The sequence below is a fragment of the Klebsiella sp. 141198 genome (assembly GCF_050600785.1).
Taxonomy (GTDB): Bacteria; Pseudomonadota; Gammaproteobacteria; order Enterobacterales; family Enterobacteriaceae; genus Klebsiella; species Klebsiella aerogenes.
The window spans coordinates 150,776-166,564 of record NZ_JAQIRM010000001.1; the positions used below are offsets into that span (position 1 = coordinate 150,776).

The 15,789-nt window shown below is 55.0% G+C and carries 16 protein-coding genes; 4 read left to right on the forward strand and 12 right to left on the reverse strand.

All coding sequences use genetic code 11. The annotated features are described in order from the left end of the window. Positions 1-57: 57 nt before the first annotated feature. From potD to potA, 4 genes are read right to left on the reverse strand one after another with little or no spacing between them, the layout of a single operon-like run. Positions 58-1,104 carry a spermidine/putrescine ABC transporter substrate-binding protein PotD gene (gene potD / locus PGR10_RS00740; RefSeq protein ID WP_020079135.1) on the reverse strand — a complete coding sequence of 349 codons (1,047 nt, stop codon included), beginning with the start codon at positions 1,102-1,104 and terminating at the stop codon, positions 58-60. Then, positions 1,101-1,886 carry a spermidine/putrescine ABC transporter permease PotC gene (potC, locus tag PGR10_RS00745; RefSeq protein ID WP_012968557.1) on the reverse strand — a complete coding sequence of 262 codons (786 nt, stop codon included), beginning with the start codon at positions 1,884-1,886 and terminating at the stop codon, positions 1,101-1,103. The genes potD and potC overlap by 4 nt, the downstream gene beginning before the upstream one ends. Further along, positions 1,883-2,740 carry a spermidine/putrescine ABC transporter permease PotB gene (gene potB / locus PGR10_RS00750; protein WP_113374186.1) on the reverse strand — a complete coding sequence of 286 codons (858 nt, stop codon included), beginning with the start codon at positions 2,738-2,740 and terminating at the stop codon, positions 1,883-1,885. Before potB ends, potC begins: the two co-directional genes overlap by 4 nt. Next, positions 2,724-3,860 carry a spermidine/putrescine ABC transporter ATP-binding protein PotA gene (potA, locus tag PGR10_RS00755; protein ID WP_087857978.1) on the reverse strand — a complete coding sequence of 379 codons (1,137 nt, stop codon included), beginning with the start codon at positions 3,858-3,860 and terminating at the stop codon, positions 2,724-2,726. The genes potB and potA overlap by 17 nt, the downstream gene beginning before the upstream one ends. Before the next feature lie 254 nt (positions 3,861-4,114). Between potA and pepT the strand changes: the two genes are divergently transcribed. After that, positions 4,115-5,338, forward strand: coding sequence for a peptidase T (pepT, locus tag PGR10_RS00760; protein WP_087857977.1), 1,224 nt, complete (start codon positions 4,115-4,117; stop codon positions 5,336-5,338). Between the two features lie 108 nt (positions 5,339-5,446). Here the strand turns inward: pepT and PGR10_RS00765 are convergent, their stop codons facing one another. The 8 genes from PGR10_RS00765 to rluE form a co-directional block, all read right to left on the reverse strand. Next, positions 5,447-6,568, reverse strand: a complete 1,122-nt coding sequence (locus tag PGR10_RS00765; RefSeq protein ID WP_015367148.1) for a cupin domain-containing protein — start codon at positions 6,566-6,568, stop codon at positions 5,447-5,449. A gap of 85 nt (positions 6,569-6,653) precedes the next feature. Next, positions 6,654-8,120, reverse strand: a complete 1,467-nt coding sequence (phoQ, locus tag PGR10_RS00770; RefSeq protein ID WP_430922759.1) for a two-component system sensor histidine kinase PhoQ — start codon at positions 8,118-8,120, stop codon at positions 6,654-6,656. Further along, complete coding sequence (gene phoP, locus PGR10_RS00775; RefSeq protein ID WP_047046826.1) at positions 8,117-8,791, reverse strand: two-component system response regulator PhoP; 675 nt, start codon at positions 8,789-8,791, stop codon at positions 8,117-8,119. The genes phoQ and phoP overlap by 4 nt, the downstream gene beginning before the upstream one ends. Positions 8,792-8,958: 167 nt before the next feature. Beyond that, on the reverse strand, positions 8,959-10,329 hold the full coding sequence (purB, locus tag PGR10_RS00780) for an adenylosuccinate lyase (protein ID WP_045393751.1): 1,371 nt from the start codon (positions 10,327-10,329) through the stop codon (positions 8,959-8,961). A gap of 3 nt (positions 10,330-10,332) precedes the next feature. After that, complete coding sequence (gene hflD / locus PGR10_RS00785; protein ID WP_015367144.1) at positions 10,333-10,974, reverse strand: high frequency lysogenization protein HflD; 642 nt, start codon at positions 10,972-10,974, stop codon at positions 10,333-10,335. Between the two features lie 56 nt (positions 10,975-11,030). Continuing rightward, the gene (mnmA, locus tag PGR10_RS00790; protein ID WP_430922760.1) at positions 11,031-12,137 is read right to left on the reverse strand and encodes a tRNA 2-thiouridine(34) synthase MnmA; all 1,107 of its coding nucleotides are present in this window, start codon (positions 12,135-12,137) and stop codon (positions 11,031-11,033) included. Positions 12,138-12,193: 56 nt separating this feature from the next. Continuing rightward, positions 12,194-12,652: an NUDIX hydrolase gene (locus tag PGR10_RS00795; RefSeq protein ID WP_015367142.1), complete on the reverse strand. Its 459-nt coding sequence runs from the start codon at positions 12,650-12,652 to the stop codon at positions 12,194-12,196. A gap of 21 nt (positions 12,653-12,673) precedes the next feature. Continuing rightward, the gene (rluE, locus tag PGR10_RS00800) at positions 12,674-13,324 is read right to left on the reverse strand and encodes a 23S rRNA pseudouridine(2457) synthase RluE (RefSeq protein WP_430922761.1); all 651 of its coding nucleotides are present in this window, start codon (positions 13,322-13,324) and stop codon (positions 12,674-12,676) included. Between the two features lie 239 nt (positions 13,325-13,563). Here rluE and icd point away from each other — a divergent pair, with 239 nt between their 5' ends. The 3 genes from icd (at position 13,564) to yajD (ending at position 15,788) form a co-directional block, all read left to right on the forward strand. After that, the gene (icd, locus tag PGR10_RS00805; RefSeq protein ID WP_015705065.1) at positions 13,564-14,814 is read left to right on the forward strand and encodes an NADP-dependent isocitrate dehydrogenase; all 1,251 of its coding nucleotides are present in this window, start codon (positions 13,564-13,566) and stop codon (positions 14,812-14,814) included. A gap of 192 nt (positions 14,815-15,006) precedes the next feature. Continuing rightward, entirely contained in the window at positions 15,007-15,306 is a 300-nt protein-coding gene (locus tag PGR10_RS00810; protein WP_113374181.1) for a hypothetical protein, read from the forward strand. Between the two features lie 134 nt (positions 15,307-15,440). Continuing rightward, a complete protein-coding gene (yajD, locus tag PGR10_RS00815; protein ID WP_015367133.1) occupies positions 15,441-15,788 on the forward strand; it encodes an HNH nuclease YajD in 348 nt (115 codons plus the stop codon). The last annotated feature ends 1 nt before the right edge of the window (position 15,789 follow it).

The window sequence follows — 15,789 nt, forward strand, 5'->3', positions numbered from 1 at the left end:
AATATATTAATTTTTTATATGCTGGATAACATCGCGCTATCCAGCATAGTATTACAATTAGCGCCCGGCTTTCAGTTTCTGGTAATACTCTTCATAAATGGCGCTGGCGCTGCCGACGTCATTTTGCCATTCGCCTTTTTCGATAGTGGCGGCATCCGGATACAGCGATTTATCGTTGGCGACTTCCGGGCTGAGCATTTTGCGCGCGGCCAGGTTTGGCGTCGGATAACCGATAGTTTCGGCTACCTGTTTCGCGACATCAGGGCGCAGCAGGAAGTTAATCAACTTCAGCGCGCCGTCAACGTTTTTGGCATTCGCCGGAATCGACAGGCTATCCATCCAGAAAATGCCGCCTTCTTTTGGCCAAATCACTTCCAGCGGGGTGCCAGCCTGACGCGCGACATAAGCGGAACCGTTCCAGACCATGCCAAGGTTCACTTCGCCTTCCATATACGGGTTTGCCGGGTTATCGGAATTGAACGCCGCGACGTTTGGCATCAGCTTTTTCAGCTCGTTATAAGCCGCTTCAATCTCTTTTGGATCGGTGGTGTTGCCGGAATAGCCCAGTTTGCGCAGCGCCATCTGGAACACCTCGCGCGCGTCGTCGGTCAGCAGCAGGCTGCTTTTATATTCCGGTTTCCACAGGTCGGCCCAACTGGTTACGGTTTTCGGGTCGATAGCATCGCTATTGACGCCGATTGCCGTCGCGCCCCAGATGTAGGGAATCGAGTAGTCGTTATTCGGGTCGAAAGGTTTGTTCAGCATCTGCGGATCGAGGTTGCTGAAGTTACTCAGCTTGCTCTTGTCAATCTTTTGCAGCATGCCTTCTTTGCGCATTTTGTCGACGAAATAGGTTGATGGCACCACCAGATCGTAAGCGCCATCTTTATAGGTTTTGAGCTTGGCGTACATGGTTTCATTCGACTCGTAGGTCGAATAGATCACCTTGATGCCGGTCTCTTTGGTGAACTGTTCCAGCAGGCCTGGCGGCACGTATTCGGTCCAGTTATAGAAGTAGAGCGTTTTGCTATCGTCCGCCTGCGCGGCGCCCATGCCCAAAGCCAGAGCGCCCGCAGCGAGCAGGTGGCGTGACCATTTTTTCATTTTAACGTCCCCTGAGTTTTATCACGTGCAATTAACTGACTGGCGATAACCATCACCAGCGAAAGAACCAACAGAATCGTCGCCAGCGCGTTCACTTCTGGTGAAACGCCGACCTTCACCATGGAGTAGATCTTCAGCGGCAGGATTTCATAACCCGGACCCGTAACGAACGAAGAGACCACCACGTCATCCATCGACAGGGTAAAGCTCAATAGCCACCCGGCCGCTACCGCCGGCAGCGCCAGCGGCAGGATGATTTTGCGCAGGATGGTCATCTCGCTGGCACCGAGATCTTTCGCCGCTTCCAGCATGCGCACATCAAAGCCTTTCAGGCGAGAGAACACGGTCACCACCACGAATGGCAGACAGAAGGTGATATGCGAAAACAGCAGCGACCAGAAGCCCAATTGAATACCGATCAGCATAAACAGCACCAGCAGGGAGATAGCCATCACGATATCCGGCGACATCATCACGACGAAAAGCATTCCGCTGACGAACGGCTTACCGCGAAAACGGTAGCGATACAGCGCCACGGCGGTGAGCGAGCCGATAAGCGTGGCGAAGGTTGCCGACAGCACCGCCATGGTCAGCGAGTGCTGGGCGGCCTGCAGCAGGCTATCGTTATTCATCAACAGGCTATACCAGTCGGTGGTGAAGCCTTGCCAGTTGATACCAAAGCGTGAACGGTTAAACGAGTTAACGATCAGAATAATAATAGGGATGTAGAGATACGCGTAAATGGCGGTCATAAAGCCGCCGCGCAGCAGTCGACCGATCATTCCAGCTCCACCTTTTTATTCAGCAGGCGCGCCGCGCGCCAGTAAATCAACAACATCAGCCCCATCACCAGCGTTAAGGTAATACTGGTTGCCGCGCCGAATGGCCAGTCGCGGATATTAAGGAACTGACTCTTGATAACGTTGCCGATCAGCAGATTTTTGGCGCCGCCCATCAGGTCTGAGACGTAAAAGAGCCCCATTGCCGGCAGCATCACCAGCAGACAGCCGGCGATAATTCCCGGCATGGTCAGTGGAATAATGATGCGGATAAAAGTCTGCAGCTTGCTGGCGCCGAGATCTTTTGCCGCCTCCAGCAGCGGGCGGTCCAGTTTCTCAATGCTGGAGTAGAGCGGCATCACCATAAACGGCAGCAAAATATAGACCAGGCCGATGATCACCGCTGACGGCGTGTACATAATGCGTACCGGCGTATCGATAATCCCTAACCACAGCAGGAACTCGTTCAGATAGCCTTTGGTACTGAGGAAAATCTTCAGCCCATAGATGCGGATCAGCGAGTTCGTCCAGAACGGGACGATCAGCAGGAACAGCAGCAGCGGGCGTACCTTTTGCGGCAAGCGCGCCAGGAACCACGCGAACGGGTAGCCCAACGCCAGGCAGGCGAGGGTCGCCAGCAGCGCCATATTCAACGAGTGCAGCAGCACATCGTAATAGAGCGGATCCAGCAGCCGCGAGTAGTTATCCAGCGTGAAGACCATTTTGACGAAGTTCGCATCGTCGCGGGTCAGGAAGCTGGTGGCGATGATCATCAGGTTGGGCAGAAAGACGAACAGCACAAGCCAACCCACGATGGTGGCGATCACCACATTTTGGAATTTACTGGTGTTCTTCATCGGCCAGCACAACCTCCCAGCTTTCTACCCAGTTAATCGCCATTTTCTGGTCGAGTGAGTGGTCAAAGTCCGGATCGTCTTCATTGAAGAATTCGCTGACCATAACCATCTTGCCGTTTTCCAGCTCAACAACTGACTCAAGGGTCATCCCCTTGTAGTTGCGTTCGCGCACGTAACCGATAAGGCCATCCGCTTCGCTGCCGTGATGAATTTCATCAACGCGGAGATCTTCCGGGCGCAGCAGAACGTTCAACTGTTGCCCTTTTTCAACGGCGAAGTTGACATAGATATTGCACTCGCGGCCTTCGACGCAGGCGCGTACGCGCTGTTCATCCAGGCGTTCAATAACGGTCGCGTTGAAGATGTTGATTTCGCCGATAAAACTGGCGACGAACAGATTCTTCGGCTCTTCGTAGATTTCACGCGGGGTACCGTCCTGCTCGATTTTGCCATCGCGCATCACCACAATGCGGTCGGACATGGTCAGGGCTTCTTCCTGGTCATGGGTGACGAAAACAAAAGTGATGCCGAGCTTGCGCTGTAGCGCTTTGAGTTCGTTCTGCATCTGCTTACGCAGCTTGTAGTCGAGCGCCGAGAGGGATTCATCAAGCAGCAGCAGACGCGGTTTGTTGACCACCGCCCGGGCGATGGCGACGCGCTGCTGCTGGCCGCCGGAGAGCTGGTGAGGCTTACGCTGGGCAAACTCTTCGAGCTGTACCATTTTCAATGCGTCCACCACCCGCGGGGTGATTTCTGCCGCCGGGGTTTTCTGCATCCGCAGGCCGAAGGCGACGTTTTCGAATACGGTCATGTGCGGGAAAAGCGCATAGCTTTGGAATACGGTATTGACGTGGCGGTTTTCCGCCGGGACATGGGTGATATCCTGGTCTTCCAGGTGGATACGTCCGATATCGACGCTTTCCAGACCAGCGATTAGACGAAGAACGGTTGTTTTACCGCAGCCAGAGGGGCCAAGCAGGGTGAGAAATTCACCATTATTGATGGTTAAGTTGAGATCGGAGATAACGGTCTTACCATCAAAGCTTTTGCGAATTCCCGCCAGTTGTACCAGCGGAGAAAGCGAACGCGGTTGTATATTCAATTTTTGACTCTGTCCCATGTAGACGCAACGGAAAAGGGATCGCTGCGGGGTTTGTGATTAACCACCTTTGGGGTTGCACATAATTAATAAGGGCCAGCATTTTACGGCAAACGATTGTAATCGCCAATCATTGTTGTACCGCGGTGTATCACCTTTACACATAATGCACGTAAATGTATTAAATTTTGGTTTACGGGCTAAAAATGACCTGACGCAATATTTGTCTTTTCGCCCTTATTGATAATGTTGTCACAAAAAAAGAGGGTGGCCACATGGATAAATTGCTTGAGCGTTTTCTGCAGTATGTTTCTTTAGATACGCAATCGAAGCCTGGCGTGCGTCAGGTTCCCAGTACCGAAGGACAGTGGAAGCTGCTGCGCTTGCTGCAGAACCAGCTGGAAGAGATGGGGCTGGTCAACGTGACGTTAAGTGAGAAGGGCACGGTGATGGGGACCCTGCCGGCCAACGTCGCAGGCGAAATCCCGGCCATCGGTTTTATTTCCCACGTTGATACCTCGCCGGATTTCAGCGGTAAGAACGTGAATCCGCAAATTGTCGAAAACTACCGCGGCGGCGATATCGCCCTCGGCATCGGCGATGAAGTGTTGTCGCCGGTGATGTTCCCGGTTCTGCATCAACTGTTAGGCCAGACGCTTATCACCACCGACGGTAAAACGCTGCTCGGCGCCGACGATAAAGCGGGCATCGCAGAGATCATGACGGCGCTGGCGACGCTGCAGGCGAAAAAGATCCCTCACGGCGATATTCGCGTCGCCTTTACGCCGGATGAAGAAGTCGGCAAAGGCGCGAAGCACTTTGACGTCGCCGCGTTTGATGCCCGCTGGGCGTACACTGTGGATGGCGGCGGGGTCGGCGAACTGGAGTTTGAAAATTTCAATGCCGCCTCGGTGACCATTAAAATTGTTGGCAATAATGTGCATCCCGGCACCGCGAAAGGGGTGATGGTTAACGCTTTATCGTTGGCGGCGCGTATTCACGCCGAAGTGCCGGCCAGTGAGGCACCGGAAACCACCGACGGTTATGAGGGCTTTTATCACCTGACCAGTATCAAGGGCAGCGTTGACCGGGCGGAGATGCACTACATTTTGCGTGATTTCGATCGCAAGCAGTTTGAAGCGCGCAAACGCAAAATGATGGAGATCGCCAAAAAGGTCGGTAAAGGGCTACATCCGGATTGCTACATCGAACTGGTGATCGAAGATAGTTATTACAACATGCATGAGAAGGTGATTGCCCATCCGCACGTAGTGGACATCGCGCGTCAGGCGATGGTGGACTGCGATATCGAGCCGCAGATAAAGCCAATCCGCGGCGGTACCGACGGCGCCCAACTCTCTTTCATGGGGTTACCATGCCCGAATCTGTTTACCGGCGGCTATAACTATCACGGTAAGCACGAGTTTGTCACTCTGGAGGGTATGGAAAAAGCCGTGCGGGTGATTGTGCGGATTGCGGAGCTGACGGCAAAACGCTAAATCCAGAGCCCGGTCCTGTAGGCCCGGTAAGCGCAGCGCCACCGGGCAGGGTGTGGTTGATGCCGTTGTAGGCCCGGTAAGCGTAGCGCCACCGGGCAGGATGCCGACTCAGTCCTCAAAGAACCAATAGCCGCTGTTGACCAGCGCCGCCAGCATGGCGAGGAACGACGGGTCTTCCAGCGCATCGCCGAAATGTTCGGCGCGCAGCGACAGATGCGTTGCCAGCGCGTCAAGCGCCGGGCGGTGCGGGGAGTCGATTTTTTCGCCGTTGACGAACACTTCGCCATCGATCCGCAGCACGCGCAAACCGCCAAGGCGGGCGAGCTTATCGCCCTGCTGCAGCGCATCGTAAATTTCGTCCGGCTGATAAGGCGGCTCCGGCGGCGCTACGTCAAGTTCGTGGCGGGATTGGGTAATGAACTCGCCAAACCACTGCTTAAAGTGCTCAGGTTGGTTAATCAGCCCCAGCATCATCTCACGCAGGCGATCCAGTTCAACCGGCAGAATATCGGCCGGATGGTCGCGGGATGGCACGTCCGGGTCGGCGTAGCGCTGGCTGCCCAGCTCTCGTTGCAAAATATAGTCAGCAAAGCCGCTGAACAGCTCGCGGGCATTCGGCGCACGATAGCCGACCGAATAGTTAAGCGAATTTTCCAGCGAATAGCCTTCATGCGGGAATCCTGGCGGAATGTAGAGAATATCGCCAGGTTCCATCTCTTCATCGATGATGGCTTCAAACGGATCAACCTGCAGCAGATCCGGATGCGGGCAATGCTGCTTCATCGGCACCTTTTCGCCCACGCGCCAGCGCCGGCGACCGGTACCCTGAATAATAAACACGTCGTATTGATCAAGGTGCGGGCCCACGCCGCCGCCGGGGACGGAGAAAGAGATCATCAGGTCGTCGATACGCCAGTCCGGCAGGGCGCGGAAGGGGTGCATCAATGCCGCCGTCGGCTCGTGCCAGTTGTTCACCGCTTGCACCAGCAGCGACCAGTTGTTTTCGCTAAGATGATCGTAGCTTTCAAATGGACCATGGCTGACCTGCCATTTTCCGTCCTGATGACTCACCAGACGGCTGTCGACCTCGCTCTCCATGGCCAGGCCGGCCAGTTCATCCGGGCTGATTGGGTCGATGAAATTGGCGAAGCCGCGCTTTAACACTACCGGGCGTTTTTGCCAGTAGCGTTCGATAAAGTCGGGCCAGTTTAGCGTTAATTGATAGTCCATATTTATATTCCACAGCAGGTGTCTGTCTGGGATTATAACGGATGCGGCGCCGCGGCGATGCAGGCGCCGTTAAAAAACTGTTGCGTTAGCTCTCTTTATCATCAGGAAGCTGGCGGCCAAAGATAACTTCCATGCAGGCGCCGCCGAGCAGGCTGTCGCCGGTCAGGATATCGCCATCGTACTGTTCAACGATATCGCGGGCGACAGACAGGCCGACACCCTGGCCCGGGCGCAACGTATCGGCGCGCTGGCCGCGATCGAATACCGCCGTGCGCTGGTTGCGGGCAATTCCGGGACCGTCGTCCTCCACCAGAATATGCAACTGGTTGTCGTTGGTCTGGCGTACCGAGACTTCGACAAACTCCAGACAATACTTGCAGGCGTTATCGAGCACGTTGCCCATCACTTCCATAAAGTCGTTCTGCTCACCGACAAAGCTTATCTCCGGCGAAATATCCAGCGTGATGTTAACCCCTTTACGCTGGTAGACCTTATTTAAAGCAGAGGTCAGGCTATCCAGCAGTGGGGCGATCGGGTGTAGTTCGCGGCTGAGAAGCGCATTGCCGCTGCGCATGCTGGCGCGGTGCAGATAGTAGCCGATTTGCTGCGATATGCGGCTAATCTGCTCCAGCATCACCGGCTCCGCTTCGCTGACGCTAATTTTCTCGCCGCGCAGCGAACGTAAGGTGCTTTGCAGCACCGCCAGCGGTGTTTTCAGGCTGTGGGTTAAGTCAGTGAGGGTGGTCCGGTATTTGTCGTAGCGGTCACGTTCGCTTTTCAGCAGGCGATTGAGGTTACTGACCAGGCCGGTAAGTTCACGAGTGGTGTGAGAATCGAGTCTCTCACGATGATGTTCTTCCAGCTCGCGGACCTCTTTCGCCAGTGATTCGATAGGGCGTAAACTCCACCAGGCGGCAAGCCACAGCAGCGGGATGACCAGCAACAGGTTGGCCGCCAGCACGTAGATAAACCAGCTCCACACCATGTAAGAGCGTTTTAGCTCCACCGGAATGGTGTCGACCACCACAATGCTTAATTGCGGCATCTTCGCGGTGGCCGGATAGAGATTAATCGCCACCGAGTGCGTCATCTCCGAGGAGTCATCTTCCTCGCGGATGGCGTCAAGCTGCTCGCGAATTTCATCATTATTGCGCAGCAGCATACTACTGCTGCCTACATCGGCTTCGATTTCATGAAAGCCGTTGCTTTTCAGCCATTCAGGTTGGATCCGCTTCACCAGCCAGGGGACGTCATGCTGTGCCCACAGCAGTTTACCTTTGGCGTCGTAAATCAGCGTCACCGTCGGGCTCTGCATATTCAGGTGTTCCGGAATATCGACATCGATGTGGTTATTTTCCCACTTCGCCAGCATGTAGAACAGGTTGCTCTCGCCGCGCAGCAGGCGGAAAGTGGTTTTATCGAAACTGACGCTGTAGCCTACCAGCGCAACCATGCCGTACGCCAACGACAGGATCAGTACCACGGCGGCGGTCGCCAGCAGAAAGCGGACGCGCAGCGAAAGCGGGAGAATATGTCGCAACACGCCTTTCATCCGCGCAGTTCGAATAAGTAGCCCTGACCGCGCACGGTGGTGATCACCTCTTGCGGATATTGCGTCTGGATTTTCTTACGCAGCCGTCCCATCAGTACATCAATAGTGTGGCTTTCGCGGAGTTCGGCATCCGGATAGAGCTGCAGCATCAGCGAATCTTTGCTCACCACTTTGCCGCGGTTGCGGATTAGCGTTTCCATAATGGTGTACTCAAAGGCGGTGAGCTTAATCGGCTGGTCATTGACCGATAATTCGCGGCGCGATAAGTCAACCTGGAAAGGCGGAATCGAAATTACCTGTGACGCCAGGCCGCTATTGCGACGCAGCAACGCCTGCATGCGGGCGGCGACCTCTTCGATATGGAAGGGTTTGGTGACGTAGTCATCGGCGCCGGCGCTCAGCACCTCGACTTTATCCTGCCAGCCTTCACGGGCGGTCAGTACCAGTACCGGTACCGATACGTCGTGACTACGCCAGCGGCGGATCAGCGACAGGCCGTCTTCATCCGGCAGGCCAAGGTCAACGATGGCGACATCCGGGATATGCTCGCCCAGGTAGTAATCTGCTTCCTTTGCATCTTCCGCGGCATCCACCTGATGCCCCAGTTCCTGTAGCTGGACCTTGAGGTGATGGCGCAGCAGAGCATTATCCTCAACGACGAGTACGCGCATGCCCATTCTCCATTTCATTTTCGATTTGAATAGTTTAACGCGATTATGTGGCGCTGGGGGTAAACATTATTTAAACCAGGCGGGAGAGAGATTTTTTTGCGTGGAAAGTGGAAGGTTGCCAGGTAGCATGCGCGAAGAGATTGCCCATGCTACCTGAGGCAGGCTGGTTACTTCAGCTCGTCGACCATGGTGATCGCGCGGCCGATGTAGTTAGCCGGGGTCATCGCCTTCAGGCGGATTTTTTCTGCTTCCGGCAGCGGCAGGCCGTCGATGAACTGCTGCATACCTTCGGCGTCAACGCGCTTACCGCGGGTCAGCTCTTTCAGCTTCTCGTACGGCTTTTCGATACCGTAGCGGCGCATCACCGTCTGGATCGGCTCAGCCAGCACTTCCCAGTTGTGATCCAGTTCGTCCAGCAGACGATCCTGGTTCAGCTCCAGCTTGCTCACGCCTTTCAGGGTGGATTGGTACGCGATCAGCGCATAGCCGATGCCCACGCCGAGGTTACGCAGCACGGTGGAGTCGGTCAGGTCGCGCTGCCAGCGGGAAACCGGGAGCTTGCTGGCCAGGTGCTGCATCACGGCGTTCGCCAGGCCCAGATTGCCTTCGGAGTTTTCGAAGTCAATCGGGTTCACTTTATGCGGCATGGTTGAAGAGCCGATTTCACCCGCGATGGTTTTCTGTTTGAAGTGGTTGAGCGCGATGTAGCCCCACACATCGCGATCGAAATCGATCAGGATGGTATTGAAGCGCGCGATGCAATCAAACAGTTCGGCGATGTAGTCGTGCGGCTCAATCTGGGTGGTGTACGGGTTCCACTGGATACCCAGCGAGGTAACGAACTCTTCGCTGAACTGATGCCAGTCAACTTCCGGATAGGCGGCGATGTGGGCGTTGTAGTTACCGACCGCGCCGTTGATTTTACCGAGGATTTCCACCTGGTTCAGCTGACGGTACTGGCGCTCCATACGGTAGGCGACGTTAGCCATCTCTTTGCCCATGGTGGACGGGGTCGCCGGTTGACCGTGGGTACGAGAAAGCAGCGGCACGTCACGGTATTGGGTCGCCAGATCTTTAATCGCGTCAATCAGCTTGCGCCAGTACGGCAGCACCACTTCGTCACGGGCGGTTTTCAGCATCAGCGCGTGCGACAGGTTGTTGATGTCTTCAGAAGTACAGGCGAAGTGAATGAATTCTGACACCGCGTGCAGCTCGGCGATATCGGCGACTTTTTCCTTGAGGAAATATTCTACCGCTTTCACGTCGTGGTTGGTGGTGCGTTCGATGGTTTTGATACGCTCCGCGTCCTCTACGCTGAAGTCGGCAACGATTTTATCAAGGAAACCGTTTGCGTCGGCAGCAAAAGCAGGAACTTCCTTGATCGCTGCGTGCGCGGCCAGTTTTTGCAGCCAGCGGACTTCTACCTGTACACGGAATTTCAGCAAACCGAATTCGCTGAAGATACCGCGCAGCGCGCTGACTTTATCGCCGTAGCGGCCGTCTACGGGGGAAACGGCGGTCAGTGAGGATAATTCCATAAATCATAACTCCGGGGTTAAATGAGCAAGAATTTGTTTTGCCTGGTTAACCAGACGATTGCGAGAAAACATGAGCTGCAGACGTCCGCCGCCAACCTGATGCCAGAGCACGGCGGAACGAATGCCGGCGAGTAGGGTAGAGCGTACCTTCGCCTGAACCTGCGGGCTTTGCAGCACGGCAGGGGAACCTGTGACCTGAATGCGAGGCCCCAGCGGGCTGATGACGTCAACGTAAATGCCGGCCATCGCGCTGAGCAGCGTTTCAGATTGTAGATCAAAATGTTCTAACTGACGGCGCAGGCCGCCGATGCGGTTGCCGAGGGTATCCATCGCCCCTTTGCTGGCGGCGAGTTTACGTTCCAGCACCATCAGGCTTAATGTGTAGCGGGTGAGTTCCGCGTTGAGGCCCTGACGGCTGCTGGTATTCAGCACGCCGAGCAGAGTCTCAAGCCCGAGACGAAGATTGGCTTCACTACCACCGAATACCGCCAGCGTTGAATCCGGGTCGAGATCGATGATGCTGTTCAGCGAAACGTGCAGGGCGTCGCTGTCGCAATGCCCCTGATGCGCCAGTTGCTGAACCAGCCGCGCTGCCTGGCATACGCCCGCCAACGCCAGAGTGATGTCATAATAATTCTTCGCCACGCTTACTCCTTGTAACCCGCCGGGCGTTAATCAGGCATCCAGCGGAAAATGGTCGTTCAAGACGCCAGCGGCAGGCGCTGTTCGATAATTCCGCCGCCGAGACACACTTCGCCGCTATAGAAAACAGCCGACTGTCCCGGCGTCACGGCGGCGACGGATTCATCAAAGATAACCTCGATGCGGTCGTCATCCAGCGCCTTCACGGTGCAGGGGATGTCGGTCTGGCGGTAGCGGGTTTTTACGGTACAGCGAAGGGTGCCCTGCAACGGCTGACGATCGACCCAGTGTAGCTGCTGGGCAATCAGGCCGACAGACATCAGACGCGGGTGATCGTGACCCTGGGCGACGATGAGCACGTTGTTTTCCACGTCTTTATCGACCACGTACCATGGATCTTCGCTGCCCTCTTTAGTGCCGCCGATGCCGAGCCCTTTACGCTGGCCGAGGGTGTGATACATCAGCCCCTGGTGTTCGCCTATCTCATCGCCATCGACGGTGATGATTTTGCCCGGCTGCGCAGGCAGATAGCGGCCAAGGAAGTCGCGGAATTTACGCTCGCCGATAAAGCAGATACCGGTAGAGTCTTTTTTCTTCGCGGTGATAAGATCCAGCTCTTCGGCGATTTTACGCACCTGCGGCTTTTCCAGCTCACCGACCGGGAACAGACTTTGCGCGATTTGTTCGTGGCTGAGGGTGTAGAGGAAATAGCTCTGGTCTTTATTGCCGTCGAGCCCGCGCAACAGTTGGCTTTTGCCGTTGACATCGGCGCGGCGCACGTAGTGGCCAGTGGCGATGTAGTCAGCGCCGAGGTCTTCTGCGGCGAACTCAAGGAAGGCTTTGAATTTGATCTCTTTGTTGCACAGGATATCCGGGTTCGGCGTACGGCCTGCTTTATACTCTTCGAGGAACAGCTCGAAGACGTTATCCCAGTATTCTGCGGCAAAGTTGACGGTATGCAGTTCAATACCGAGCTTATCGCAGACGGCTTGCGCGTCGGCGAGGTCGGCAGCGGCGGTGCAGTATTCCTCACCGTCGTCTTCCTCCCAGTTCTTCATGAACAGGCCTTCCACCTTATACCCTTGCTGTTGCAGAAGGTAGGCGGAAACAGAGGAATCGACGCCGCCGGACATGCCGACGATCACTTTTTTTGGACTTTCTGACATTGGAATACTCACCACATTGAACTTCAAGGCGGCGTATTCTAGCACGCGCCAACCGTTCAGGCACCCCCTGTGAACGGCCAGTTAAATTCCGCAATCAGCGACAGCGGATGCCGCGGATCCTGCTGATAGCTGCGGATGCTTTCCGCCACCAGCGGCGAGCGCAGGTTTTTTGCGTTAAGAATTTCCTCAGCACTGAGCCACAGACAGCGGTCGATGTCGCTGTCGTGCGGTTCAGTAGCGCACGTATCGTTAAGCTCAATGGCAAACAGAAAGCGCAGGAACGGCGTATTATCCGGGGCTTGCCACTGGTGCATGCGGATGAAGTGCTGCGGCGCGGCGCGAATACCGGTCTCTTCCCACAGTTCACGCTCGGCGGCCTGCGCCAGAGTCTCATTGGCTTCGAGATGACCGGCTGGCTGGTTCCATAGCGCTTTGCCGTTAATCGTCTCTTCAACAATCAGGAATTTGCCTTTGGCGTGTACCACGCAGGCGACGGTGACGTGCGGTTTAAACATCGAGCTTCCTTATGAATGCGGTTATTCGGTTTGGCGCCATTCGCCGTTGGCTAAGCCATCAAGCGTATAGCCGCCCATGGCGTAGCGAATCAGCCTTAGCGTCGGAAAACCGACATGGGCGGTCATCCGACGAACCTGACGGTTGCGCCCCTCATGGAGGGTAATTTTTAGCCAGCGAGTGGGAATCGATTTACGCTCGCGAATCGGCGGATTGCGCGGCCAAAGCCAGGCGGGTTCATCCACCAGCTCCACGCCGGCAGGTAGGGTAGGTCCATCGTTTAGCGTCACTCCGTCGCGCAGCGCGCTGAGCGCGTCTTCTGTAGGTTCGCCTTCCACCTGAACGTAGTAAATTTTGCCGGTGCGCTTACCGGGCTGGGTCAGTTTTGCCTGTAGCGCGCCATCGTTGGTCAGCACCAGCAAACCTTCGCTGTCGCGGTCAAGACGACCGGCGGCGTAAACGCCGGCGACCGGAATAAAATCCTTCAGCGTGCTGCGCCCGGACTCGTCGGTAAATTGCGGCAACACATCGTAGGGTTTATTGAACAAGATCACAGTTTTAAGCTGGCGTTCTTTACGTTGTCTGGTCACTTGTTGTGTGCTGAATCGCTCAACGCGATGTTTTCTAAATGAAGTTTTCTGCATGGTATTTTCAGGCTCTCTCAATTGCCGCATTATAGCCTAATTACGAATGCCTTTCATGGACGCAAACATTCAGGTAGTATTGACATGCTCATTACAAATTATTAACAAAAAATTGCTCAAACCGATTCGCAATACAGGCAGGAAGGCAACACGGACGCGAATCTCCGGTTAGCGGGGCGACCCGGTACTCAGGAGTAGGCCGACTAAGCCAACACCAGGCTCGCGTGAAGAGGGAAGAGCAGAACCAGAAGCGCTCGAAGGAGAGGTTAATGGAAAGCAAAGTAGTAGTTCCGGCGGAAGGTCAGAAAATCACCCTGCAAAACGGCAAACTGAACGTCCCTCATAACCCGATTATCCCGTTCATTGAAGGCGATGGTATCGGTGTTGACGTTACCCCAGCGATGCTGAAAGTGGTTGATGCCGCCGTTGAGAAAGCCTATAAAGGCGAGCGTAAAATTTCCTGGATGGAAGTTTACACCGGTGAAAAATCTACCCACGTTTACGGCCAGGATGTCTGGCTGCCTGCTGAAACCCTCGATCTGATTCGTGATTACCGCGTTGCTATTAAAGGTCCTCTGACGACGCCAGTTGGCGGCGGCATCCGTTCTCTGAACGTGGCGCTGCGTCAGGAGCTGGATCTCTACGTTTGCCTGCGTCCGGTACGTTACTATCAGGGCACCCCGAGCCCGGTTAAACACCCGGAGCTGACCGATATGGTTATCTTCCGTGAAAACTCCGAAGATATTTATGCGGGTATCGAGTGGAAAGCAGATTCTGCCGAAGCTGACAAAGTTATCAAATTCCTGCGCGATGAGATGGGCGTGAAGAAAATTCGCTTCCCGGAACATTGCGGTATCGGCATCAAGCCGTGCTCTGAAGAAGGTACCAAACGCCTGGTACGCGCCGCTATCGAATACGCGATCACCAACGATCGTGATTCCGTGACCCTGGTGCACAAAGGCAACATCATGAAGTTCACCGAAGGCGCGTTCAAAGACTGGGGTTACCAGCTGGCTCGCGAAGAGTTCGGCGGTGAGCTGATCGACGGCGGCCCGTGGGTGAAAATCAAGAACCCGAACACCGGCAAAGAGATCGTGGTTAAAGACGTGATCGCCGATGCGTTCCTGCAGCAAATCCTGCTGCGTCCGGCTGAATACGATGTTATCGCCTGTATGAACCTGAACGGCGACTACATCTCTGACGCCCTGGCGGCGCAGGTTGGCGGTATCGGTATCGCGCCGGGCGCCAACATTGGCGACGAGTGCGCGCTGTTCGAAGCTACCCACGGTACTGCGCCGAAGTATGCCGGCCAGGACAAAGTGAACCCAGGTTCCATCATCCTGTCCGCAGAAATGATGCTGCGTCACATGCAGTGGTTCGAAGCCGCAGACCTGATTGTTAAAGGCATGGAAGGCGCTATCGCCGCTAAGACCGTGACCTATGACTTCGAACGTCTGATGGAAGGCGCTAAGCTGCTGAAATGCTCTGAGTTTGGCGACGCGATCATTAAAAACATGTAATCCGGTTTCCTGGATTAATGCGAAACGGGAGCCTAAGGGCTCCCGTTTTTATTTGCTTTGTACCGGGTTATCCATAATTAAATAACAGTGAGCTATTCATGCCCACTGCCGCTTGCTACGGTAAATCATCCATTGGCTTTATTGATTGCCATATTTTGCCTGGTTATCCAGGTTATTATTAGAGGTGATATTATGAAAAAGATTATTTTGACCCTGGTATTAGCATCAGCGAGTATTTCTGCCTTCGCGGGTTACCATCCGGTCGCAAGGACCGCAGCCGTAGCCTCAGCCGATCATCCGGTGGCGGTAGCGGCGGCAACCGGCGATAACGGTAACCATCCGGTGGCGCGCACCGCGGCTGTCGCTTCGGCTGACCATCCGGTGGCGGTGGCGGCGGCAACCAGCGATAACGGTCGCCACCCAGTTGCGCGTACCACGGTTGTCGCTTCAGCGGATCATCCGGTCGCGGCGGCGGCAGTGACCAGCCATTAATAATCCTCTTCCCGGCGCCACGCCGGGATTTAGCTACTGCTCACGTCTGCGCATCGATTTCCTTTCCTGCTCCGTTTTACGCTATATTGGCGCTATTATCGTAAATTATCTCTTTATCACAGGTAACATCTGCCATGGCTTTGATCCCTAAAAACTATGCCCGCCTGGAAAGTGGCTATCGCGAGAAGGCGCTTAAAATTTATCCATGGGTCTGCGGACGCTGCTCGCGCGAGTTTGTCTACTCCAACCTGCGTGAATTGACGGTACATCACATCGATCACGATCATACCAATAACCCGGAAGATGGCAGCAACTGGGAACTATTGTGTCTGTATTGTCACGATCACGAGCATTCCAAGTACACTGAGGCCGACCAGTACGGTACAAGAGTGGTGGCCGGTGAAGATGCGCAAAAGGATGTCGGTGAAGCCACCTACAATCCTTTTGCCGATTTAAAAGCCATGATGAACAAGAAGAAGTAGC